Raw genomic sequence first — 22,008 nt, forward strand, 5'->3', positions numbered from 1 at the left:
TTACAACTCAAATTATTTTATGGATTTAAAAGACAAAATGATTCTCAGCATTATTCAGGAAGACTCTACATTATCGGTTAAAGAAATTTCCGAAAAAATTGGTCTTACCTTCACTCCTACGTATGAGCGAATCAAACAACTGGAGAAACAAGGAATCATTCAGAAGTATGTGGGTCTTTTAAACCGTGAAAAACTGGGTTTAAATATTGTAGTCTACTGTAATGTCCGTCTCAAAGAACAATCCAAGAAAGTATTGGAAACTTTTGAGAACCACATCGGTAAATATGATGAAGTACAGGAAATCATCAGTCTTTCCGGAGAGTATGACTATATGTTGAAGATCATTGCCAAGGACATCAATTCGTATAATGAATTTGCTGTGAATGTGATCTCAAACATTCCTAATATCGGGCAATACCACAGCTCAATTGTGCTTCACGAGGTGAAAAAATCTACCAAGTTTAAAATTGATCTGGAATAAATCTTCTCTTTTTAAACCAAAACTGATTTAAACTTCTTGCTGAAAATCTTTGATTTCCTGCGACTTAAAAATAATTCACATAATTATCTTTGCGCCTTTGCGTATACCAACTTCTTTAATAAACTCGTATTTTGTTAGAAAACGCAAAGACGCAAAAGAAATTCATAAACTTCATGGTGTAGGCGCAAAGATTTTATCTCCGATAAAATTTTATGCAGTAGATTTCCTTAATTAACCTTAAAGTCTTCATCTACCTTAATGGTTCAATTTATCAATCATCAAATTCAAAGAGCGGAGTAAAATCTAACCATTAAGATCACTTAAGCAGATAAGATTTATAAGATTAAGGCTTCCACAACGAAAAGACAGCAGGCTAAAATAATTTAGAAATTCTACTGATTTTTGCTTAAGTTTCTGATGACCTTAATGGCTTAGATTCTAACCCAATAATTTATTTTTCAGTTTATTGAACTGATATTCTATTTTATCCAGACAAAGATTTCCGATACTTCCCTGATGGGTATGTTCAAGATTTCCAGGCTCAAATTCAAACTCATTGTTTTCAATCTCCTGCCCTACTTTCACATAAGCATCACGGAAAGAACTGCCGTTTTTTACTTCTTCATTGATCTTCTCTACACTGAAAAGATATTTGTACTTCTCATCCTCCAGAATCCCGTCTTTTACCTGAATATTAGGTAAAGTGTAGCTTAGAATTTCCAGACATTCTTTCAGGGAATCAATAGCCGGGAAAAGAATTTCTTTGGTCAGTTGCACATCTCTGTGATATCCTGAAGGAAGATTATTTGTCAATAAAATAAGTTCATTCGGAAGTGACTGAATTCTGTTGCATCGTGCACGAACCAGCTCAAAGATATCCGGATTCTTTTTATGAGGCATAATACTGCTTCCCGTAGTAAATTCTTTTGGAAAGCTGATAAAATCAAAGTTTTGATTCAAATATAAGCATACATCATAAGCAAATTTTCCAAGTGTTCCCGCTAAAGTTGCCATAGACATCGCCAGTAGTTTTTCTGACTTTCCACGGGTCATCTGAGCATATACCGAATTGTAATTCATCGACTGGAATCCTAAGTTATAGGTTGTACTTTCACGGTTAATCGGAAAAGACGAACCATAACCTGCCGCTGAACCCAATGGATTTTTATTAATTATATTCTTTACAGAAAACAACATTTCCACATCATCCAAAAGCGCTTCCGCATAAGCTCCGAACCACAATCCAAATGAGGAAGGCATCGCAATCTGCAAATGGGTATATCCCGGAAGCAGAACATTTTTATGCTGATCTGCCAACTGAATCAGAATCTGGAAAAACTCGTCAGTAAGAGCTGTGATCTCACGGATCTCATCCAATAAATACAGCTTAATATCCAATAAAACCTGATCATTTCTGGATCTTGCGGTATGGATTTTCTTTCCTGTATCTCCTAATTCTTCAATTAAGATTGCTTCTACCTGAGAATGGATATCCTCAGCTTCTTTATCAATTTCAAAAGTCCCATTTTCAATTTGATTTAAAATAGTATTTAAAACAGATAACATCTGCTCTGATTCTTCCTGGGAAATAATTCCGGTTTCTGCTAACATTTTGCAATGTGCCATAGAACCTTTGACATCATATTTTGCCAAACGCTCGTCGAAGTCAAGATCTTTCCCAACGGTAAATTGAGTGACTAATATATTGGTGGCAAGGTTATCCTTCTGCCATATTTTTTTCATATGTAATTGTTTATTTTTTTTAAATCATATGCAATCACCACTTCCATCTGTTATATTACCAAAAAATTCGTTGGTAGTGATTCATAATATCTGATTTAAAATATTTGTTGGCTTTGACATGCCCGGCAAGGCAATCCTTATTACTATTAACTATAAAAAAACATTTCCTTATGAGAAGCTTTCATTTCTAATTTTCTTTTTGCATAAATCTTATTAAAAACTAAACTTCGTGCCTGCCGGGCGGAGTCAAAACATATATTGAGCTGAAAGCCTGATGCAGGAAGTGAAATTATAAACTATAATAACTTCCATCTTTCTGCTTCATTTTCCCATTATTTATAACACTTTTTCTAAAATACTGATGTAGATCTCTATTCCTTCTTCTATTTCCCGGATATAGATAAATTCATCTGCAGTGTGAGAGCGCCTACTGTCTCCAGGACCCACTTTCACTGATGTACATGGGATAATCGCCTGATCTGAGGAAGTAGGTGAACCATAAGTAGTCCTTCCGATTTCAATTCCCGCTTTTACAAACGGATGATCCATTTCGATCTTTGAAGAATTCAACCTGAAAGACCTTGCGGTGAGTGTTGATTCCATCTGAGACTGGATGATTTCAAATGCTTCCTGGTTGGAATATTCGTCTGTTACCCTTACATCCAGCGTGAAATTGCACGATTCCGGAACAACATTGTGCTGTACTCCTGCATGAATTCCTGATAAAGTAACTTTAACTTCTCCAAGATATTCTGAAACTTTTGGAAATTTAAAGGCTAAAATATTCTGCAGATCCTGCATACATTTTACAATCGAATTATCATGATTAGGATGAGCGGCATGAGAAGGAGTACCTTTCATTTCTCCATCAATCACAAGAAGTCCTTTTTCTGCAATCGCCAGATTCATCTGCGTGGGTTCTCCTACAATAGCGAGTTCTACGTTGGGTAGCTGCGGAAATAAAGCTTCAATTCCATCAAATCCTGAAATCTCCTCCTCTGCCGTCAAAGCAATAACTAAATTATATTTTAAATCTTCTTTATCATAAAAATGCAAAAAAACCTGCGCCATAGAAACCAAAGAAGCTCCGGCATCATTACTTCCCAATCCGAACAGTTTGCCGTCTTTTTCAACAGGAACAAACGGATCAAGTGTATACGCTTTGTTAGGTTTTACCGTATCATGATGCGTGTTCAGTAAAACGGAAGGTTTAAACACATCAAAATGTTTATTCACCGCCCAGATGTTGTTTTTAAAACGTTTGGTAGGAATCTGATGCTTTTTGAAAAAATTCTCAATTTCCACCGACGTATTAAACTCATCTTTGCTGAATGAAGGAATCTCAATCAAATTTTTAAGCAATCCGATCGCGTTATTTAACAGCTCTTCTTTATTATAAACAGATTTCAGTTCCTGCATGATGATTTTCTATATGGTTTTTCAGTTTTGTTTCCTTGATCAGAAACACTTTTTCTACATTATTCTTTACAGCTCCAAGAGCATTTTCAAGCTTAGGTAAAATCCCTTTGTGAAGCTTTCCTTCTTCTTTTAATACCTCAAACTCTTCTTCATTTACACTTTTGATCACTGATTCAGGATCGTTTAGATCTTCTAAAACCCCTTCTTTATCAAAACAATACAAAAGCTCCACTTCATATTTCTCCGATAACGCCTGTGCAATCACAGAAGCAATAGTATCTGCATTGGTATTAAAAAGATTTCCTTTTCTATCGTGGGTAATCGCAGAAAATACAGGAACAAGATCCAGCTTGATTAATTTTGAAACCAGCTTCCTGTTCACACTTTTCTTGGTAATATCCCCCACAAATCCAAAATCAATTTCAGGATGTTCTCTTTTCTTAGCTTTAATTAAATTTCCGTCCGCCCCGGAAAAGCCTATAGCATTGCATTTTTTCTGCTGCAGCTTTTCAACAATATTTTTATTGATTCCTCCTGCATACACCATGGTTACAATGTCCAATGTCTCTTTATCTGTAATCCTCCTTCCGTTGATCATTTTCTGTTCGATACCGAGTTTATCAGCTAATGTAGTCGCTAATTTTCCTCCGCCATGAACAAGGATCTTCTTTTCCTGAATTTCAGAAAACTGTTCTAAGAATTGGGTTAATAATTCTTCATCATCAATTAAAGCTCCGCCAATTTTTATGATGTATAACTTTTCTTTCATTGTAAACGTTTTGTGATCCATACCTTTTCTATCCTTGTCAAGGTTTCGAACCTTGACAAGGATCACTAGGCTTTTAATTCATCTAAAATTTCACTGAACACTGCCTGCGCAGAGAAAATCCGATTTTTTGCCTGCTGATAAATGATAGAATGATCTCCATCCATCACTTCATCGCTCAATTCCACATTACGGCGAACCGGAAGACAGTGCATCACTTTTGCTTCATTGGTATTGGCTAATTTTTCGTTGGTAAGCATCCAGTCTCCTTTCACTTCAGGCATTGCGGCATAATCATCAAAAGAAGACCAGTTTTTTACATAGACAAAATCTGCATCTTTCAAGGCTTCATCCTGATCATGAATCACTGTCACATCTTTTGTGAAGTTTTTATCTAAATCATACCCTTCGGGATTAGCAATTACCAGTTCCACATCCATTTCCTGCATCCATTCTGCGAAAGAATTTCCAACAGCATGAGCAATAGGTTTGATGTGTGGAGCCCATGTTAACACTACTTTCGGTTTATGGTCTTTTTTCCAGTTTTCTGTAATCGTGATACAGTCTGCTAAACTTTGCAACGGGTGACGGGTAGCAGATTCCAGTGAAACAACAGGTACTTTCGCATGTTTTTCAAACTGACTTAAGATGCTTTCATTCACATCATCTTCCTTGCTCTTCATTCCTGCAAAGCAACGTACTGCGATGATGTCGCAATATTGATTCAGGACTTCAATAGCATCTTTGATGTGTTCTACCGTATCTCCGTTCATTACAGCTCCGTCAGCAAATTCAAGATTCCAGGCTTCCTGTGCAGCATTTAATGTCAATACGTTTAAACCAAGGTTTTGTGCTGCAATCTGGCTGCTCAGACGTGTTCTCAGGCTTGAATTTAAAAATACAAGTCCTATTGTTTTTCCTTTTCCTTTTTCTGTTTCGGTAAGGGGGTCAGCTTTTATTTCTAAGGCTTTTTTTATGATTTCCTGTAAGTTTTCTACATTACTTACAGAGGTGAATTTTTTCATTTTGAATTAATTTTAAAGATTGTGTTTACACATTTTTGTCATTCTGAATGAAACGCAGTGGAATGAAGAATCTGTAATCAAGAACAACGAGATTCTTCCTTCGTCAGAATGACAAATACTCCACTCAACTTTTCCATTCTGTTTTTAAATCGTTTAGATATTTCCCAATACTGTTTTCAAAGCATTGATGAAAAGATCCGTTTCCTCTTTTTTGATATTCAGTGCAGGAAGAATCCTTAAGACACTTTTATCATTAGAGTTTCCTGTGAAAATATGATGATCGAATAATAAGCTTTTCCTTATTTCTGAACAGTCTCTATCGAGTTCTATTCCGATCATCAATCCTTTCCTTCGGATGGATTTAATATGTGGTAAATCTTTAATTTCATTTTCAATATACCCGCCCATTTTTTGAGCGTTTTCGATAAGATTTTCATCTTTCATGACATCCAGCACAGCAATAGAAGCGGCACATGCCAAATGATTCCCCCCAAATGTAGTGCCCAGCAAACCATTGCTTGCCTCGAATTTAGGATGGATCAAAACTCCACCTACAGGAAACCCGTTCCCCATTCCTTTTGCCGTTGTAATAATATCTGCTTCAAGTCCAAACTCCTGATGCGCAAAGAAATATCCACTTCTTCCGTATCCAGACTGCACTTCATCTAAAATAAGAACTGCATTGTATTTCTCGCACAGTTCTTTAATTTTAGATAAAAATTCCGTTGTAGGAATCATAATTCCACCTACTCCCTGAATTCCCTCGATGATGACAGAAGAAATTTCATTCCCAAACTTCTCAAAAGTCTCTTCAAGCTGCTGCACATCATTCCATTCTGATTTAATAAATCTTTCTGAAAAGTTAACCGGAGCAACAATTTTAGGATTATCTGTCACTGAAACTGCCGCCGAAGTTCTTCCGTGGAATGAACCTGAAAAATAAAGTACTTTACTTTTTCCATTATGAAATGAAGCAAGTTTCAATGCATTTTCATTAGCTTCAGCCCCCGAATTACATAAAAAAAGATTATAATCTTCATATCCTGAAAGCTTTCCTAATTTCTCAGCTAATTCAGTCTGCAATTCATTCTGAACGGAATTGGAATAAAAAGATATTTTTTCCAGCTGACCTTTCAGCTTATTCTGATAATGCGGATGATTATGGCCAATAGAAATTACAGCATGACCTCCGTAGAAATCAAGATATTGTTCTCCTTTATCATCCCAAAGAAAAGATCCCTGAGCTTTTACCGGATTTATGTTGAATAATGGATATACGTTGAATAAATTCATTTTTTTGTTGCTAGTTGTTAGTTGATGGTTGAAAGTTTACAGGTCCAAATAGTTATTCTTTATACTACTGCAACCTATCATCTGCAACCTTCTACCTCATTAATACATTTTACCTTAGAATGCTATCGGTTTCAAATTCAGGCCTGCATTTTCTTCCCAGTTCATCGCCAGATTCATATTCTGAACTGCCTGCCCTGAAGCACCTTTTAACAAATTGTCAATCGCTGAGTGAATAACGACAACATTTCCACTCTTTTCGATTTGAATCACACAGCGATTGGTATTGACAACCTGCTTTAAATCCACCGCCTTCCTACTTACCGTAACGAAAGGCTCCTCCGCATAAAAATCCTGATATAATTGTTCTATCTCCTCCAGCTCCAAATCCGTCTTCATTGTGGAACTTGTAAAAATTCCTCTTGCAAAATCTCCTCTCCATGGAACAAAATTCAGGGTTACTTCTTTATTATTGAATGCAATCAGCTGTTGTAAAATCTCATTCACATGCTGATGCGTTAGAGTTTTATAGGCTGAAACATTATCATTTCTCCAGGTAAAATGGGTGGTTGCCTGCAGAGATTGTCCAGCTCCTGTAGAACCTGTAATCCCTGTGGTAAAAACCTCACTTAACACTCCTTTTTCTGCCAATGGCAACAAAGCCAATTGAATAGCGGTAGCAAAACATCCCGGATTGGCGATGCTTTTTACTCCCACAAGTTGTTTCTTATTGATTTCAGGTAATCCGTAGATAAAATCTCTGTTTCCAAAGTTTCCTTCTAAACGGAAATCGTTTCCAAGATCAATTACCAGCGTTTCTTCCTTGACAGGATTCTGAGTTAACCAGTTTTGACTTTCTTTATGTGGAAGACACAGAAAAAGAATATCTACGTCTTCAGGTTTGTCCGTCAACATCATTTCACAAACCGTCGTTAAATCCGGGTACAGATCCGAAATTCTAGTTCCCGAATTCGAACGACTATATAAAAAACTCAATGTCACATGGGGATGAAAAGCCAGTAAACGTATCAGTTCACTTCCTGTATAACCGTTGGCACCAATGATTCCTACTGTTTTCTTCATTTTGATTCTGACAGCATTTTGTTCTGTCTTTCATTAAATCGTCCCTTCGGAACTAGTTGATATTCTGGTTAATCTGGTGGTATATATTTAAAGAATTGCTTACGATTTTAGTATAGCCTTTCACATCCTCTCCTGTCCATGCTCTGTTCGCTTCTCCATAACTTCCGAATTTATCGGACATCAGGTCATGATCAGATTCAATTCCATTGAGAACAAATCTGTATGGATGAAGGGTTACAAATACTTTTCCGGTCACTGTTTTCTGAGAATCAGTCAGGAAAGATTCAATATTTCTCATGACAGGATCTAAGAATAGCGCTTCATGAAGCCAGTTTCCGTACCAGTCGGATAACTGAGACTTCATCATTTGCTGATATTTTGAAAGTGTATGTTTCTCTAATAAATGATGTGCTTTGATAATCACTGATGCTGCAGCTGCTTCAAATCCTACACGTCCTTTAATCCCAACAATCGTATCTCCTACGTGGATATCACGGCCGATTCCGTATGCTGAAGCCAATTCTTCTATTTTTTGAATCGCATATACAGAATACTCAAAGCTTTCTCCATTCACTCCTATTACCTCTCCGTTTTTAAACTCAATTTCCAGTTCTGAAGGCTGAGTTTCTTTAATCTGAGACGGAAAAGCTTCTTCCGGAAGATTATTTCTGGATGTCAATGTTTCTTTTCCTCCTACTGAAGTTCCCCAAAGTCCTTTATTTACAGAATATTGTGCTTTCTGGAATTCCATTTCATATCCGTGCTCCTTCAAAAACTCAATCTCTTCTTCACGGGACAAAGCCATATCACGGATGGGAGTGATGATCTCAATATTCGGACACATTACCTGGAAAATCAAATCAAAACGAACCTGATCATTTCCAGCCCCTGTACTTCCGTGAGCAATAGCATCTGCGTTTACTTCAATGGCATATTTTGCAATTTCCTGCGCCTGAATAGTACGCTCAGCACTTACAGATAAAGGATAAGTATTGTTTTTCAACACATTCCCGAAAATCAAATATTTCACACATGAATTATAATAATCTTCCTGAGCGTCTACACACCTGTATTCTTTTACCCCAAGATTTAAAGCTTTTCTCTCCAATTCTTTTTCTTCTTCTTTTGAAAAACCTCCGGTATTTACAGTGACTGCATACACATCATATCCAAGTGTTTCACTAAGATATTTTGCACAGTAGGAAGTATCTAAACCTCCGCTAAACGCTAAGATGACTTTCTTTTTCATCTGGACTTTTTTTATTTTTATTAATGGTCACATGGAATTCGCTTGCAGAGTTTTGTGCAGAATACACAAAATCATTTTGGCTCACTCCATTATATTTATTTTCAGGCTGATTATTTGCAACCTCTTTTTTTTCTATATTTTCAGGAACAAATAACATGGCTGTACATAAACAATTCTTACGTTCCTTCATCATTAAAATTTCATAGTTCACACAGTTCTTGCAGCCGTTCCAGAATTCTTCATCCTGAGTCAGTTCAGAATAAATTACTGGTTTATATCCTAAATCACTGTTGATTTTCATTACTGCTAAACCTGTTGTCAATCCGAATACTTTTGCTTCCGGATATTTATCTCTAGATAATTGGAAAACTCTCTGCTTGATTTGAGTTGCTACGCCCCCGTTCCTGAACTTCGGTGATACAATCAATCCCGAATTGGCCACAAACTTCCCGTGCGACCAGGTTTCTATATAACAGAAACCTACCCACTCACCGTTTTCAGTGGCTACCACAGCATTGCCTTCTGAAATCTTCTTACTCAAATATTCTATGGAACGTTTTGCGATCCCCGTTCCTCTGCGCTGTGCAGAATCATACATTTCCTGCTGTATTTCACCCACATACATGAGATGTTCGCATGAGGAAATTTCTATTTCCATTTATTTATCTAATTTTTTTGGCAAATTTAAAATATATTTTCTTTTAAATCCAAATAAAAAAGATATTTTTTTTGTTTTAAAATTTTAAACAGGTAAAATTATCTTTATTGAAAAATATACATTTGCTAATTTATTATATATTTGCTAAAATAATATAGTTATGGAAAATACCTGTCCTAAATGCAGCAGCAGCAAAGTGGTAAAAAGCGGCATCATCAATGAAAAGCAACGTTTCCATTGTAAAGACTGCAACTATTATTTTACCGTTAAAAAGCTGGGAAAACAGATTGATGATTATTATGTCACCAAAGCGCTACAGCTGTACCTGGAAGGTTTAAGTTATCGTGAAATTGAAAGAATTATCGGGGTTTCACATGTCACCATAAGTTCCTGGATTAAAAAGTATAACATCACAAGACCGCCCCATTCTGAATTCCACCCTGTTTATAAGATATTGAAACAGAACGAATTGATTGATTATATTGCACAGGAAGAAAACATTAAAAATTCAGGGATTATCATTACTCAGTTTGCTGATAAGTATATGCTGATCAAATGGGAAAGGTTTAAGAAATAGTGCGGGATGCGGGGTGCGAGTTTCTGGATATGAAATACGGAGTAACATACTAAATATCAACTATTAAACAAATATTCCCTGGATCCCAAGTCTTGAATCTTGTGCTTCGCAACACGGATTGTAAAACCCGAATCCCGGAACTCGAAACTCATAATCTAATAAATCACAACTATACTATTACCACTAATATATATTAAATTTTCATAAACAAATTATTAATTACAATTTGGCATTCACAAAAAACAACGCCAAAAATTGATAATTTATGAAGAAATTACTTACATTTATTGGAGTAGCCTTAATCAGCAGTTCTCTATACTCTCAAGGTTCTCCTGATTACGGCAATGGCTTAAAAATAAACCTCAACCCGGACGGTGATAAATTCGTCCGTTTTATTTTATGGGACCAGCTTTGGCTAAGAAACACTTCTATGAATCCCGGAAGTATGGTAGGTGGCGAACCTACAGACAACTCCTGGAGCATAGGAAACAGACGATTACGTGCTTTAGCGTATGCACAGGTCTCTAAAAGATACATGATCCTCCTTCATTTCGGAATCAACAACCAGACCTTCATCAATGGAGGAGCCACAGGCACTTCAGGTACAGGAGGTTATGGAAACGGAAAGAAAACCCAGTTATTTTTTCATGATGCCTGGAACGAATATGCAGTTATTTTACCTGGAGAAGCCGGAAAATTCAGTTTATCTTTAGGGGCAGGTCTTCATTACTATATGGGACTTTCCCGTATGACGATGGCTTCTACACTGAATTTCCTCACCTTAGATTCTCCCGTTTTTTCATGGCCATTGATTGACAATTCTGATCAATTCGCAAGGCAGCTGGGAATGTTTGCAAAAGGTAAATACGGAAAACTGGAATACCGTTTCAGTTTAAATAAACCTTTCGCCACAGATCTTGTTCCTGTAAATGTAACAGATCCATCAAAAGCTGTTGCGGTAGACAACAACGGAAATCCCAGTTTTTCAAAAGCAGGATATGTGGAATACCAGTTCCTTGATGAGGAATCTAATACGCTTCCATACAAAGTAGGATCTTATCTGGGAACGAAGAAAGTTTTCAATGTAGGCGCAGGTTTCTATCATCAGGCAGACGGAACGAGAACATCTGTGAATTCCAACATTGAAAAGCACGACATTACTCTTTTTGCCGTAGATGCTTTTGCAGATATTCCTTTGGGAGAAGCGAAAAACAAAATGGCAGTTTCCGCCTATGCAGGATATTACAATTACAATTTCGGTCCAAACTACGTAAGAAACCTCGGAACAATGAATATCGCAGCTTCAGATCCTAATTTTATCGGAAATAAGGCCATCGCAGGACCGGGAAATCTGCAACCGACCATCGGGACAGGTAATATTATCTACGCTCAAGCAGGTTTACTATTACCAAGTCAGGCAGAAAAACCAAAAATCAGAATACAGCCTTTTGCAGCTTATACTCACAAAAGCTTTGAGGCTTTCGATAAATCTTCCTCTCAGTTTGATGTAGGAGCCAATTGGTTCATAGATGGTCATCATGCAAAAATCACGACTCAATATTCAACAAGACCAGTTTATACCAGTCCTACGGAAAGCCCTTCTTCTAAAGGAGAATTCATTGTACAGTTTCAAATCTACTTGTAAAATTTAAACTATTAAAAAAAGATTGTAAGATAAATTAGGGATACGTTCCTAAAATTCAAATAATTTAAAGAAGGAAGAATCTTACTAACAGCCAGACACACATGAGATTCTTCATTACATTTCATTTCATTCAGAATGACACTTTTGAAATAGTTTCATTTAAAGCCCTTAAGGGTTAAAAAAAATCAAATTAATATCCTATTCCATTAACATCAAAAACTAATCAATATGAGCGAAAATCATCACGAAAGCTACGAAAATATGACCGACAGGCAGAAAAACCGCACCATATGGAGTGTGATCACCGCCTCTTCACTCGGTACATTGATAGAATGGTACGACTTCTATATCTTCGGAAGTTTAGCCATTGTTTTAGCTACTAAATTTTTCCCTGCAGATAATCCTACCGCAGCATTTTTATCTACCCTGGCAACTTTTGCCGCCGGATTTGTGGTAAGACCTTTCGGAGCTTTATTTTTCGGAAGACTGGGTGATATCATCGGAAGAAAATATACTTTTCTTGTCACCTTACTGATCATGGGATTTTCCACTTTCCTGATCGGCTGTATTCCAAGTTATAAAACTATTGGATTTATGGCACCGGTTTTAGTTTTAATTTTAAGATTACTTCAAGGACTTGCCCTTGGTGGTGAATACGGAGGTGCTGCCACTTATGTTGCAGAATATGCCCAGCCTCACCGAAGAGGCTACTGGACTTCCTGGATTCAGACGACTGCAACAGCCGGACTTTTTATTTCATTAATCGTTATTTTAATCACAAAATCAACCCTTTCGGCAGAAGAGTTTGACAACTGGGGATGGAGAGTTCCTTTCTGGATCTCGATTCTGATGGTTGCCGTTTCTTATGTTATCAGAAAGAACATGAAAGAATCTCCTCTTTTTGCGAAGGCTAAAAGTGAGGGAAAAACGTCTAAAAACCCTTTGAAAGAGAGTTTCGGGAACAGATACAACTTCAAGTTTGTATTATTGGCTTTATTTGGAGCGGCAATGGGACAAGGAGTTATCTGGTACACGGGTCAATTTTATGCCATGAGTTTCCTTCAAAAGGTAATGAATGTAGAATCCGCACAGGTGGACTCACTCATGGCTACTGCTTTGTTTTTAGGAACCCCTTTCTTTGTATTCTTTGGATGGCTCTCTGACAAAATTGGAAGAAAAGCAGTAATGATGACCGGAATGTTAGTCGCTATTTTAGCTTACAGACCTATTTATAACAGCATGTTCAAGAGTGTGAATCTTGAAAGCAAAACTATTGCAGCCAATGGAATTACAGAAAAAAGAACCGCTAAAATCCACAGTGATATTGCCACGGACAGCCTGGTTACTTTTCATAAAGAAACTCTTTACACAGACGGCACTCTGATCAAAAAAGACAGTATTACTCATTGGTCGCCCGCAGGACCTGTTATGAAAGACGGAAAAGCGGAAGAACCAAAAATCTCCACCTCTGTAAAACTAAGTGACGACACCAAATGGTATCTGGTCTTCCTTGTATTTATACAGGTAATATTTGTAACAATGGTATATGGGCCTATTGCCGCTTTCCTTGTCGAGATGTTCCCTGTGAGAATCCGGTATACTTCAATGTCGTTACCATATCACATCGGAAACGGAGTATTCGGAGGACTTCTTCCGGCAGTGGCAACCTACCTGGTAACTACCGGAAAAGAAGCAGGTCATGCAACATGGTATCTTGAAGGACTCTGGTACCCAATTGGAGTCGCCGCAGTATGTCTGGTTATCGGATTATTTTATCTTAAAAATAAGAACAATAATCTTCACGATTAGGTACTGAATCACTCAAATTTTTATTAATTTTAAAACTACTAAAATGAACGGACTAAAAAAAATATTAGGCATTCTCTGGATCGCAATCGCGGTGATTGTAGGATATTTCGGAATTACAGTACTGGGAATCCCAAAAATCGCATCCGGAAAGCAGGAAGATCTGGTTTTTGGCATCATCATTCTTTTTGTACTGATGCCAATTATTTCGGGAGGAATGGCCATTTTCGGCTATTATGCCCTGAAAGGAGAATATTCTGACGATAAAATTTAAAAACCAAAATAGATAATTGATGGATAGTACGTCCATCAATTATCTTTTATTAATAATCATTTATGAAAAAGAGACACGAGCAAAAACTTATCATACTGAGCGTAGGGCTAATGATCGCTTTCAGCATTCCTATTTCATTGCTTTTCAACAGTGAAAGGGAAGTTCTAGGCTATCCTATGATCCTTATCTATCTGTTCGTGGTCTGGATGATTTCCATTGTGATTTCTTTTGTAATCGTAAAAAGACATGATGAGTAGTTTCGCATTATTTTTTGTAGTCCTGTTTTACCTGGCACTTCTTTTCTTAGTTGCCCATCTGGCAGAGAAGAAAAAGAGTAAGCTATGGATTAACAATCCTTACATCTATGCATTGTCTCTTGCGGTATACTGTACTGCCTGGACGTATTATGGAAGCATTGGCGTTGCAGCTACAAGCGGATTAAACTATCTCCCGATTTACATTGGTCCTATTATGATTATTCCGGCTTGGATCTATATTAACACCCGAATTGTAAGAATTTCAAGGGTTAATAAAATAAGCAGTCTTGCCGATTTCATCTCGTTAAGATATGGGAACAGCAGAAGCCTGAGTGCTATTATTACTGTGGTTTGCCTTTTGGCTATTGTTCCTTATATCGGATTGCAGATTAAAGCAATTTCGGAAACATTCCATTTGGTAACGGAAACTCCGATGTCAAAAAATATCCTGACCGACAATGCTACTTTTGTTGTGGTTTTAATTGCCTTGTTTTCTTCTTATTATGGAACGCGATATGTAGATGCTTCGGAAAAACGACTGGGGATTATTTCAGCCATTGCACTGGAGAGTTTTTTAAAATTATTCTTTATTATCATTCTCGGGCTTTTCGTAATCTATTATGCCTTTGATGGGTTTTCAGATATTTATGAGAAAGCCAGCAGGTTTAAAGACTTTAAAGAAAAAAATACCTTTAATGGCATTGAAGGCGCTATGAACTGGATGATCTTGTGCATGATTTCCGCAACAGCAATATGTATTTTACCAAGACAATTCCACACCGCTATTGTTGAAAACAGACAAGAGAAACATATCAAAACTGCGATTTGGTTTTTTCCTCTTTATCTTTTAATCTTCACTGTATTTATTTTCCCGATTGCCTGGGGTGGAAGGTTGATTTTTGATGGTCAGAATGTAAACCCGGAGTTCTATTCTATTCTGATTCCGCAGCATTTTGACAATACTTTGATCACTGTGCTTGTTTTTCTGGGAGGATTGAGCTCATGCATTTCCATGATTATTATTTCTGCCATTACCCTATCCATCATGCTTTCCAACAACCTCATCATTCCCTATGGATTGCTTGGAAAATTAAAATCCGAAAGTGAGGAACAAAATACAAGAATCATCACCAATATCAGGAAAATCAGCATTTTCGGACTGATTATCATGGCCTTTGTCTTTTATAAGTATTTCATTCTGAAAACATCTTTGGATTCCGTAGGATTGATCTCATTTGTTATTATTGCACAGCTGGCCCCTGCGTTTTTCGGAGCTTTATTCTGGAGAAGAGGAAGCTATAAAGGCGCTGTTACAGGGCTTATAGCAGGATTAGCAATCTGTTATTTCGGATTGATTATTCCACAGTACTATTTTTCATATAACCAGGAGTTCAAAGGGGCACTGAGAGACATGTATGATGCTTTCGGATTTTTCACCATTCCTTATCTGGGAAGAATTCCACAGATTTTCTTCTGGTCTATGCTGGTCAATACAAGCCTGTTTACCATTGTTTCGGTAAGTTCTAAAGGAAATTACCGTGAAAGAAACTTTGCTGAATTGTATGTAGACATTGACAAATACATTCAGAATCATGAAAATGCTTTTATCTGGCGTGGAACAGCTTATATTTCGGATATTCAGAATATTCTTGAGCGTTTTTTAGGCAAAAATAAAACAGAGCAGGCACTGCGAATTTTTAATTTAAAATATAATATTGATTCAAAAACGGAAACCGCCGACTCAAGATTTATAAAATTCTCAGAAAACCTTCTAGCCGGAAGAATAGGAACAGCTTCTGCAAAAATATTAATTGAAGGTGTCACCAAAGAAGATAAAATATCTTTAAAAGAGGTTTTAAATATCCTCGAAGAATCTAAGGAAAACATCAGCTTAAATAAAAAACTTACCGAACAATCCGAAGAACTTCAAAAACTTTCTGACGATCTCCGAACCGCCAATGAAAACCTCATTGTCAAAGACCGTCAAAAAGACGACTTCCTGGATTCTGTTGCCCATGAACTGAGAACTCCGATCACCGCTATCCGTTCTGCAGGAGAAATATTGGCTGACGATGACGATATTCCTTTCGATATCAAACAGGAATTTTTAAACAACATCATTACAGAATCTGACAGATTAAGTGAAATCATCAATGATATTTTGTATCTGGACAAACTACAGCATGGCGAAATCTCTCTGCACATTCAGGAAAATAATATTATTGAAACGTATAAAAAAGCATTAAGCCCGCTTCTTCATCTGATCCAACAAAAAAATATTCATTTAAGTGAAGTTAATCTTCTGAATCAGTTTATATTTGAATATGATGAAGCAAGAATGATTCAGCTGTTTCAGAATATATGGGGAAATGCTTTAAAATTTACAGATGAGCAGGGAACTATCCAGACCAAATTATTTGAAAAAGATCAACAGCTGGCCATCAGTATTTTCAATACCGGTAAACACATTCCGGAAGAAGATCTTGAAATGATTTTTGACAAATTTTATCAGTCTAAAAATCAAAACATTATAAAGCCAACAGGAAGCGGACTGGGACTGGCCATTTCCAAAAAAATAGTACAGGCACACGGAGGAAGTATAAAAGCAGAAAACAGCGGTCTGGGCGTAACTTTCACTATAAGCATTCCCGAAAAAACTAAAAAAGAGATTACAGATGAAGTTGAACACCATTAAAACCTTTTTATGAGAAAGATAATTATTGCGGATGACGAACACAAGATACTAATGTCGCTGGAATACAGCTTCAAGAAAAATGGCTATGACGTTTATATTGCCCGTGACGGTACGGAAGTTCTCGACTTTTTGAAAACAATGGTCCCGGATGTGATCCTTCTAGACATTATGATGCCGAATCTTGACGGATACAGCACTTTGGACCTCATCAAACAGGACGAAAAACTGAAAGACACCAAAGTTATCTTTCTGAGTGCCAAAAACAATCCCAGAGACATTGAAAAAGGCCTGGAAATGGGCGCAGATGCTTATGTCACAAAACCCTACTCCATCAAAAAACTGATGCAGCAGATTGAAGAGATGTTTTAACATGTAAAATTAAACCATTAAGATTTATAAAGGAATTAAGAGTATTAAGAGATTGCTTCACCTTCGGCTCGCAATGACACGGCGCTTATCCTTGTCAAAGTTTAAAACCTTGAAAGGATACGCAAAAAACCAAACACAAGACTAATGATATGGATACTGATACATTATTTAAACAAAGTATAGAAAACAAAGAAGATTTCTGGAAAGAACAGGCCGGAGAAATACAATGGTTTGATTTTCCTACGCAGATTCTCTCTAAAGACGAAAATGATTACCCGCAATGGTTTTCCGACGGAAAGCTCAATATGTGTTACTTGTGTATCGACAAGCACATTGAAGACGGATTTGGAGATCAGATTGCAGTCATTTATGATTCACCTGTCACCAATCAAAAGAAAACCTACACCTTCAATCAGGTAAAAGAGGAAGTTTCAAAATTCGCAGGAGGGATGGCTTCTTTAGGTTTAAAAAAAGGAGATACAGCGGTTATCTATATGCCAATGATCCCTCAGACTCTTTTTGCTATGCTGGCATGTGCGAGAATCGGGGTTATTCATAATGTGGTTTTCGGAGGTTTTGCTCCCAATGAACTTGTGGTAAGAATTGACGACTGCAAACCTAAAGTTTTAATCACAGCAACTGCAGGAGTAGAAATTGCCAAAAGAATTCCTTACCTCCCGCTGGTTGAAAAAGCGATTGAACTGGCACAGGATAAAGTTGATCATATTGTTGTATACAACAGAAAATTAGTAGATAATCAGGATGAAATGTTCGATGGACTGATTGATTATGAAGAACTGGTTGAAAAATCAGCTCCGGCAGACTGTATTTCTGTGGAATCTACCCATCCGCTTTATTTACTTTATACTTCGGGAACTACAGGCAAACCCAAAGGCATTGTTCGTGATACCGGAGGTTATGCGACTGCCTTAAAATTTTCTATGACGTATGTTTACGGAGTGGAACCGGGAGAAACCTATTGGGCAGCTTCAGATTTCGGATGGGCAGTGGGCCATAGTTTTTCGGTGTACGGACCGCTCATCAACAGAAATACAACTATTATTTTTGAAGGAAAACCTATCATGACTCCTGATGCAGGAACATTTTGGAGAATCATTTCAGAATATAAGGTTTCGGTGATGTTTACTGCACCTACCGCTATCAGGGCAATCAAAAAAGAAGATCCCAACGGAGAACTTATAAAAAAATACGATTTAACCCATTTCAAAAAACAGTTTCTGGCGGGTGAAAGATGCGATGTAGCTACACTGGATTGGTTTGCAGAACATATCGGAATTCCGGCTATAGACCATTGGTGGCAGACAGAATCCGGATGGCCTATGCTCGGATTGCTGACTCAGGATGAAAGTTATCAGATCAAAAGAGCTTCAGCAGGAAAACCTGTTCCAGGATATGACATTAAAATCTTTGATGAAAACGGACTGGAACTTGATCCCCATCACGAAGGCTATCTGGTGATTAAACTTCCTCTTCCCCCCGGTGCTATGCTTGGAATATGGAAAGACTATGCACGTTTTGAAAACAGTTACCTGTCTCAATATCAAGGCTATTACTTCTCTGGAGACGGTGCAATACAAGATGAAGACGGCTATATTTTCATCACTGGAAGAGTGGATGATGTAATCAACGTTGCGGGACACAGACTTTCAACTTCTGAAATGGAGGAAATTGTTTCTTCACATCCGGATGTTGCAGAATGTGCTGTGGTAGGTATTGATGATGATTTAAAAGGACAGGTGCCTTTTGCTACAGTGGTTTTAAAGAATGGCTCAACCATTTCTGAAGAAGACATTGAAAAAGATATCATTCAGATGGTTCGCAATAAAATCGGAGCAGTGGCTTTTCTGAAAAACGCTATGGTTGTCAAACGCTTACCTAAAACACGCTCCGGAAAGATTTTAAGGAAACTGATCCGAACTTTACTTGACGGAAAAGGTTTTCAGATTCCTTCAACGATTGACGATGAGAAAATCATTGATGAAATTCAGGAAAAAATCAGGGAATACAAGGCTTAAGCCAGAAATTAAACATAAATTTAAATAAAATAAATTCAAATTTCAAAAACGAAAGGGATATGAGAAATTACTTAATAGAAGATTTACCACAGTATTTTGAAGATTATAAAAAGTCTATCAAAAATCCTAAAAAATTCTGGGATAAGGTAGCAGATCAAAATTTTGTGTGGTACCAAAGATGGAGCAAGGTTGTTAAGTACGATATGAATGAAGCTAAAATCACCTGGTTCAAAAATGCTAAACTCAATATTACCAAAAACTGTATAGACAGACATCTTACCATACGAGGAGAGAAAACAGCGATCATCTGGGAACCCAATGATCCGAAGGAAGAAGTACAGCATATTTCTTATCAGGAATTGTATACACGCGTTAATAAAACAGCCAATGTTTTACGTGATATGGGGATTGAAAAGGGAGACAGAGTCTGTATTTACCTTCCCATGATTCCTGAACTGGCTATTACCATGCTTGCCTGTGCAAAGCTGGGAGCAGTACACTCTGTAATCTTTGCAGGATTCTCAGCTTCGGCAGTAGCTTCAAGGGTAAATGATTGTGAAGCCAAAATGGTGATCACATCGGATGGAAGTTACAGAGGAAATAAAGTTCTTGACCTGAAAAGTATTGTGGATGATGCTTTGGAAAAAACACCAACAGTTGAAAACGTTCTTGTAGTCAAGAGAACCCATAACGAAATTACAATGAAAGAAGGAAGAGATCACTGGATGGCTGACCTGTATGAGAAAGCATCTCCTGATTTCGTTACGGTAATTATGGATTCTGAAGATCCGCTTTTCATTTTATATACTTCCGGATCTACAGGAAAACCAAAAGGAATGCTTCATACCTGTGCCGGATATATGGTGTACACAGCTTATACATTCAAAAATGTATTCAATTATAAAGAAAATGATATTTATTGGTGTACTGCAGATATCGGGTGGATTACGGGACATTCTTATATACTTTACGGACCGTTATTAAATGGGGCTACCACCGTAATTTTTGAAGGAGTTCCTACTTATCCTGAACCGGACCGCTTCTGGGAAGTGATTGAAAAACACAAGATTACTCAGTTTTATACTGCTCCTACTGCAATCCGTTCTTTAGCGAAGGAAAGTGCGGAATGGGTAGATAAACATGATCTCAGCTCTCTTAAAGTCATTGGTTCTGTAGGTGAACCTATTAATGATGAGGCGTGGCATTGGTTCAATGACCATGTTGGAAAGAAAAAATGTCCGATCGTAGATACGTGGTGGCAAACTGAAACAGGAGGAATCATGATCTCGCCGCTTCCTTTTGTTACCCCAACGAAACCTACTTACGCCACTCTTCCACTGCCAGGTGTACAGCCTGTTTTGATGGATGACAAACGAAATGAAATTACAGGAAATCAGGTGACAGGAAATCTTTGCATCCGTTTTCCATGGCCGGGAATCGCCAGAACGATCTGGGGAGACCATCAAAGGTATAAAGAAACCTATTTTACGGCTTTCCCAGGAAAATATTTCACCGGAGATGGCGCATTGAGGGATGAAGTGGGTTATTACAGAATTACGGGGCGTGTAGATGATGTGATCATCGTTTCCGGACACAATCTTGGAACTGCACCTATTGAAGATAGTATCAACCAGCACCCTGCCGTTGCAGAATCTGCTATTGTAGGCTATCCGCACGACATTAAAGGAAACGCATTGTATGGTTATGTGATGCTTAAAGAATCTGGTGAAGGACGTGATAAGGAAAACCTGAAAAAAGAGATTAATCAATTGATTTCAGATCAGATCGGTCCAATTGCCAAGCTGGATAAAATACAGTTTGTTTCCGGACTTCCGAAAACGCGTTCAGGAAAAATCATGCGTAGAATATTGAGAAAAATTGCAGAGGGTGACTTCAGTAATTTTGGAGATATCAGTACACTTTTAAATCCTGAGATTGTAGAAGAAATCAAAAACGAAAGAATTTAATTATATTCAATTTTTTAACCAATGAAAGCCCTGGAAGTTACTTTCGGGGCTTTTTTATTGGTTTTAATTGTATAATTAATGTACATTTTTCCTAAAACAGGAGAATAATAAACGGACTTATTTTCAAAAACCCACATTATTCAATTGTTAAAATTAAACACCCGTTCAATAATTATTCTTAAATATTACTTTACTCTATTGAAAACAGAATATTAATTAACAAATTATATTGCCTTAAACACAATAATAATCAGAAAATTATTACTAACTTTAATGAGAACTTTAAAACCAATTAACTATGTCACATATATTAGCTGGAGTATTTGGTCATCACAGCGACTACAAAAAACTGGAAAGTGATCTGGAAAATTTAGGATTCGGAACTTCAGATTACATTGTATACCTTAATGATGGTTCCGGTAATTCCCAATATTTGGCAAGCGTTACCGTAAATGATCTCAATCAGATAGACCTTGCACGAAATGCATTTGTTCAGAATGCAGCATTGAAATCATATTTATTTGAAAACATGAAGATCAATGAAACCAATTACGATACCATCAAAAGGTATATTGATGCAAGAAACAGAGCTGAAATCCACACCAGTCCCGAAATTAAGATTAAAACGTCAAGTGACGGTATGAATTCTGAAGTGAAATTCTAATCGA

Annotated in this window: 19 protein-coding genes; 11 read left to right on the forward strand and 8 right to left on the reverse strand. The window is 37.2% G+C overall.

What is annotated here, in order from left to right; all coding sequences use genetic code 11:
- Positions 1 to 19 precede the first annotated feature (19 nt).
- Positions 20 to 481 (forward strand): Lrp/AsnC family transcriptional regulator, encoded by a 462-nt coding sequence (locus tag LC457_RS12660; protein ID WP_002980286.1) that lies wholly within the window; start codon positions 20 to 22, stop codon positions 479 to 481.
- Positions 482 to 919: 438 nt separating this feature from the next.
- Here LC457_RS12660 and argH read toward each other — a convergent pair whose 3' ends face one another.
- From argH to LC457_RS12700, 8 genes are all read right to left on the reverse strand, one after another.
- The gene (argH, locus tag LC457_RS12665; RefSeq protein WP_223600154.1) at positions 920 to 2,224 is read right to left on the reverse strand and encodes an argininosuccinate lyase; all 1,305 of its coding nucleotides are present in this window, start codon (positions 2,222 to 2,224) and stop codon (positions 920 to 922) included.
- 336 nt (positions 2,225 to 2,560) lie between these two features.
- Entirely contained in the window at positions 2,561 to 3,643 is a 1,083-nt protein-coding gene (locus LC457_RS12670) for a M20 family metallo-hydrolase (protein WP_223600155.1), read from the reverse strand.
- Positions 3,618 to 4,412, reverse strand: coding sequence for an acetylglutamate kinase (argB, locus tag LC457_RS12675; protein ID WP_223600156.1), 795 nt, complete (start codon positions 4,410 to 4,412; stop codon positions 3,618 to 3,620). Before argB ends, LC457_RS12670 begins: the two co-directional genes overlap by 26 nt.
- 65 nt (positions 4,413 to 4,477) lie before the next feature.
- Positions 4,478 to 5,434, reverse strand: coding sequence for an N-acetylornithine carbamoyltransferase (locus LC457_RS12680; protein ID WP_223600157.1), 957 nt, complete (start codon positions 5,432 to 5,434; stop codon positions 4,478 to 4,480).
- A 153-nt stretch (positions 5,435 to 5,587) separates the two neighbouring features.
- Complete coding sequence (locus LC457_RS12685) at positions 5,588 to 6,727, reverse strand: aspartate aminotransferase family protein (protein WP_223600158.1); 1,140 nt, start codon at positions 6,725 to 6,727, stop codon at positions 5,588 to 5,590.
- 114 nt (positions 6,728 to 6,841) lie between these two features.
- The gene (gene argC, locus LC457_RS12690) at positions 6,842 to 7,807 is read right to left on the reverse strand and encodes an N-acetyl-gamma-glutamyl-phosphate reductase (protein ID WP_223600160.1); all 966 of its coding nucleotides are present in this window, start codon (positions 7,805 to 7,807) and stop codon (positions 6,842 to 6,844) included.
- A gap of 52 nt (positions 7,808 to 7,859) precedes the next feature.
- Positions 7,860 to 9,056 carry an argininosuccinate synthase gene (argG, locus tag LC457_RS12695; RefSeq protein WP_223600162.1) on the reverse strand — a complete coding sequence of 399 codons (1,197 nt, stop codon included), beginning with the start codon at positions 9,054 to 9,056 and terminating at the stop codon, positions 7,860 to 7,862.
- On the reverse strand, positions 9,028 to 9,714 hold the full coding sequence (locus LC457_RS12700) for a GNAT family N-acetyltransferase (RefSeq protein WP_223600163.1): 687 nt from the start codon (positions 9,712 to 9,714) through the stop codon (positions 9,028 to 9,030). Before LC457_RS12700 ends, argG begins: the two co-directional genes overlap by 29 nt.
- 160 nt (positions 9,715 to 9,874) lie before the next feature.
- On the opposite strand from LC457_RS12700, the gene LC457_RS12705 reads away from it, so the two are divergent.
- The 10 genes from LC457_RS12705 to LC457_RS12750 all read left to right on the forward strand — a co-directional run bounded on the left by LC457_RS12705 (position 9,875) and on the right by LC457_RS12750 (position 22,004).
- Positions 9,875 to 10,291, forward strand: coding sequence for a helix-turn-helix domain-containing protein (locus LC457_RS12705; RefSeq protein WP_223600165.1), 417 nt, complete (start codon positions 9,875 to 9,877; stop codon positions 10,289 to 10,291).
- Positions 10,292 to 10,556: 265 nt separating this feature from the next.
- Positions 10,557 to 11,936 (forward strand): porin, encoded by a 1,380-nt coding sequence (locus LC457_RS12710; RefSeq protein WP_223600167.1) that lies wholly within the window; start codon positions 10,557 to 10,559, stop codon positions 11,934 to 11,936.
- Positions 11,937 to 12,164: 228 nt separating this feature from the next.
- Positions 12,165 to 13,745 (forward strand): MFS transporter, encoded by a 1,581-nt coding sequence (locus LC457_RS12715; RefSeq protein WP_223600169.1) that lies wholly within the window; start codon positions 12,165 to 12,167, stop codon positions 13,743 to 13,745.
- A 43-nt stretch (positions 13,746 to 13,788) separates the two neighbouring features.
- A complete protein-coding gene (locus LC457_RS12720) occupies positions 13,789 to 14,016 on the forward strand; it encodes a DUF6814 family protein (RefSeq protein WP_034696261.1) in 228 nt (75 codons plus the stop codon).
- Between the two features lie 62 nt (positions 14,017 to 14,078).
- Positions 14,079 to 14,273 carry a hypothetical protein gene (locus tag LC457_RS12725; protein ID WP_047423800.1) on the forward strand — a complete coding sequence of 65 codons (195 nt, stop codon included), beginning with the start codon at positions 14,079 to 14,081 and terminating at the stop codon, positions 14,271 to 14,273.
- Positions 14,266 to 16,968, forward strand: coding sequence for an ATP-binding protein (locus LC457_RS12730; protein ID WP_223600561.1), 2,703 nt, complete (start codon positions 14,266 to 14,268; stop codon positions 16,966 to 16,968). Before LC457_RS12725 ends, LC457_RS12730 begins: the two co-directional genes overlap by 8 nt.
- A gap of 9 nt (positions 16,969 to 16,977) precedes the next feature.
- Positions 16,978 to 17,337: a response regulator transcription factor gene (locus tag LC457_RS12735; protein WP_047383602.1), complete on the forward strand. Its 360-nt coding sequence runs from the start codon at positions 16,978 to 16,980 to the stop codon at positions 17,335 to 17,337.
- A gap of 149 nt (positions 17,338 to 17,486) precedes the next feature.
- Positions 17,487 to 19,373, forward strand: a complete 1,887-nt coding sequence (locus tag LC457_RS12740) for an AMP-binding protein (protein WP_223600171.1) — start codon at positions 17,487 to 17,489, stop codon at positions 19,371 to 19,373.
- 29 nt (positions 19,374 to 19,402) lie between these two features.
- Positions 19,403 to 21,340, forward strand: a complete 1,938-nt coding sequence (gene acs, locus LC457_RS12745) for an acetate--CoA ligase (protein ID WP_223600562.1) — start codon at positions 19,403 to 19,405, stop codon at positions 21,338 to 21,340.
- 298 nt (positions 21,341 to 21,638) lie between these two features.
- Positions 21,639 to 22,004: a hypothetical protein gene (locus LC457_RS12750; RefSeq protein ID WP_223600173.1), complete on the forward strand. Its 366-nt coding sequence runs from the start codon at positions 21,639 to 21,641 to the stop codon at positions 22,002 to 22,004.
- Positions 22,005 to 22,008 lie beyond the last annotated feature (4 nt).

It is taken from the genome of Chryseobacterium sp. GVT01B, assembly GCF_019970045.1.
Lineage (GTDB): Bacteria > Bacteroidota > Bacteroidia > Flavobacteriales > Weeksellaceae > Chryseobacterium.

Bases quoted from the DNA above. Each gene is read 5' to 3' on its own strand.
- LC457_RS12660 (WP_002980286.1), top strand. From the start codon at position 20: ATGGATTTAAAAGACAAAATGATTCTCAGCATTATTCAGGAAGACTCT.
- argH (WP_223600154.1), bottom strand. From the start codon at position 2,224: ATGAAAAAAATATGGCAGAAGGATAACCTTGCCACCAATATATTAGTC.
- LC457_RS12670 (WP_223600155.1), bottom strand. From the start codon at position 3,643: ATGCAGGAACTGAAATCTGTTTATAATAAAGAAGAGCTGTTAAATAAC.
- argB (WP_223600156.1), bottom strand. From the start codon at position 4,412: ATGAAAGAAAAGTTATACATCATAAAAATTGGCGGAGCTTTAATTGAT.
- LC457_RS12680 (WP_223600157.1), bottom strand. From the start codon at position 5,434: ATGAAAAAATTCACCTCTGTAAGTAATGTAGAAAACTTACAGGAAATC.
- LC457_RS12685 (WP_223600158.1), bottom strand. From the start codon at position 6,727: ATGAATTTATTCAACGTATATCCATTATTCAACATAAATCCGGTAAAA.
- argC (WP_223600160.1), bottom strand. From the start codon at position 7,807: ATGAAGAAAACAGTAGGAATCATTGGTGCCAACGGTTATACAGGAAGT.
- argG (WP_223600162.1), bottom strand. From the start codon at position 9,056: ATGAAAAAGAAAGTCATCTTAGCGTTTAGCGGAGGTTTAGATACTTCC.
- LC457_RS12700 (WP_223600163.1), bottom strand. From the start codon at position 9,714: ATGGAAATAGAAATTTCCTCATGCGAACATCTCATGTATGTGGGTGAA.
- LC457_RS12705 (WP_223600165.1), top strand. From the start codon at position 9,875: ATGGAAAATACCTGTCCTAAATGCAGCAGCAGCAAAGTGGTAAAAAGC.
- LC457_RS12710 (WP_223600167.1), top strand. From the start codon at position 10,557: ATGAAGAAATTACTTACATTTATTGGAGTAGCCTTAATCAGCAGTTCT.
- LC457_RS12715 (WP_223600169.1), top strand. From the start codon at position 12,165: ATGAGCGAAAATCATCACGAAAGCTACGAAAATATGACCGACAGGCAG.
- LC457_RS12720 (WP_034696261.1), top strand. From the start codon at position 13,789: ATGAACGGACTAAAAAAAATATTAGGCATTCTCTGGATCGCAATCGCG.
- LC457_RS12725 (WP_047423800.1), top strand. From the start codon at position 14,079: ATGAAAAAGAGACACGAGCAAAAACTTATCATACTGAGCGTAGGGCTA.
- LC457_RS12730 (WP_223600561.1), top strand. From the start codon at position 14,266: ATGAGTAGTTTCGCATTATTTTTTGTAGTCCTGTTTTACCTGGCACTT.
- LC457_RS12735 (WP_047383602.1), top strand. From the start codon at position 16,978: ATGAGAAAGATAATTATTGCGGATGACGAACACAAGATACTAATGTCG.
- LC457_RS12740 (WP_223600171.1), top strand. From the start codon at position 17,487: ATGGATACTGATACATTATTTAAACAAAGTATAGAAAACAAAGAAGAT.
- LC457_RS12750 (WP_223600173.1), top strand. From the start codon at position 21,639: ATGTCACATATATTAGCTGGAGTATTTGGTCATCACAGCGACTACAAA.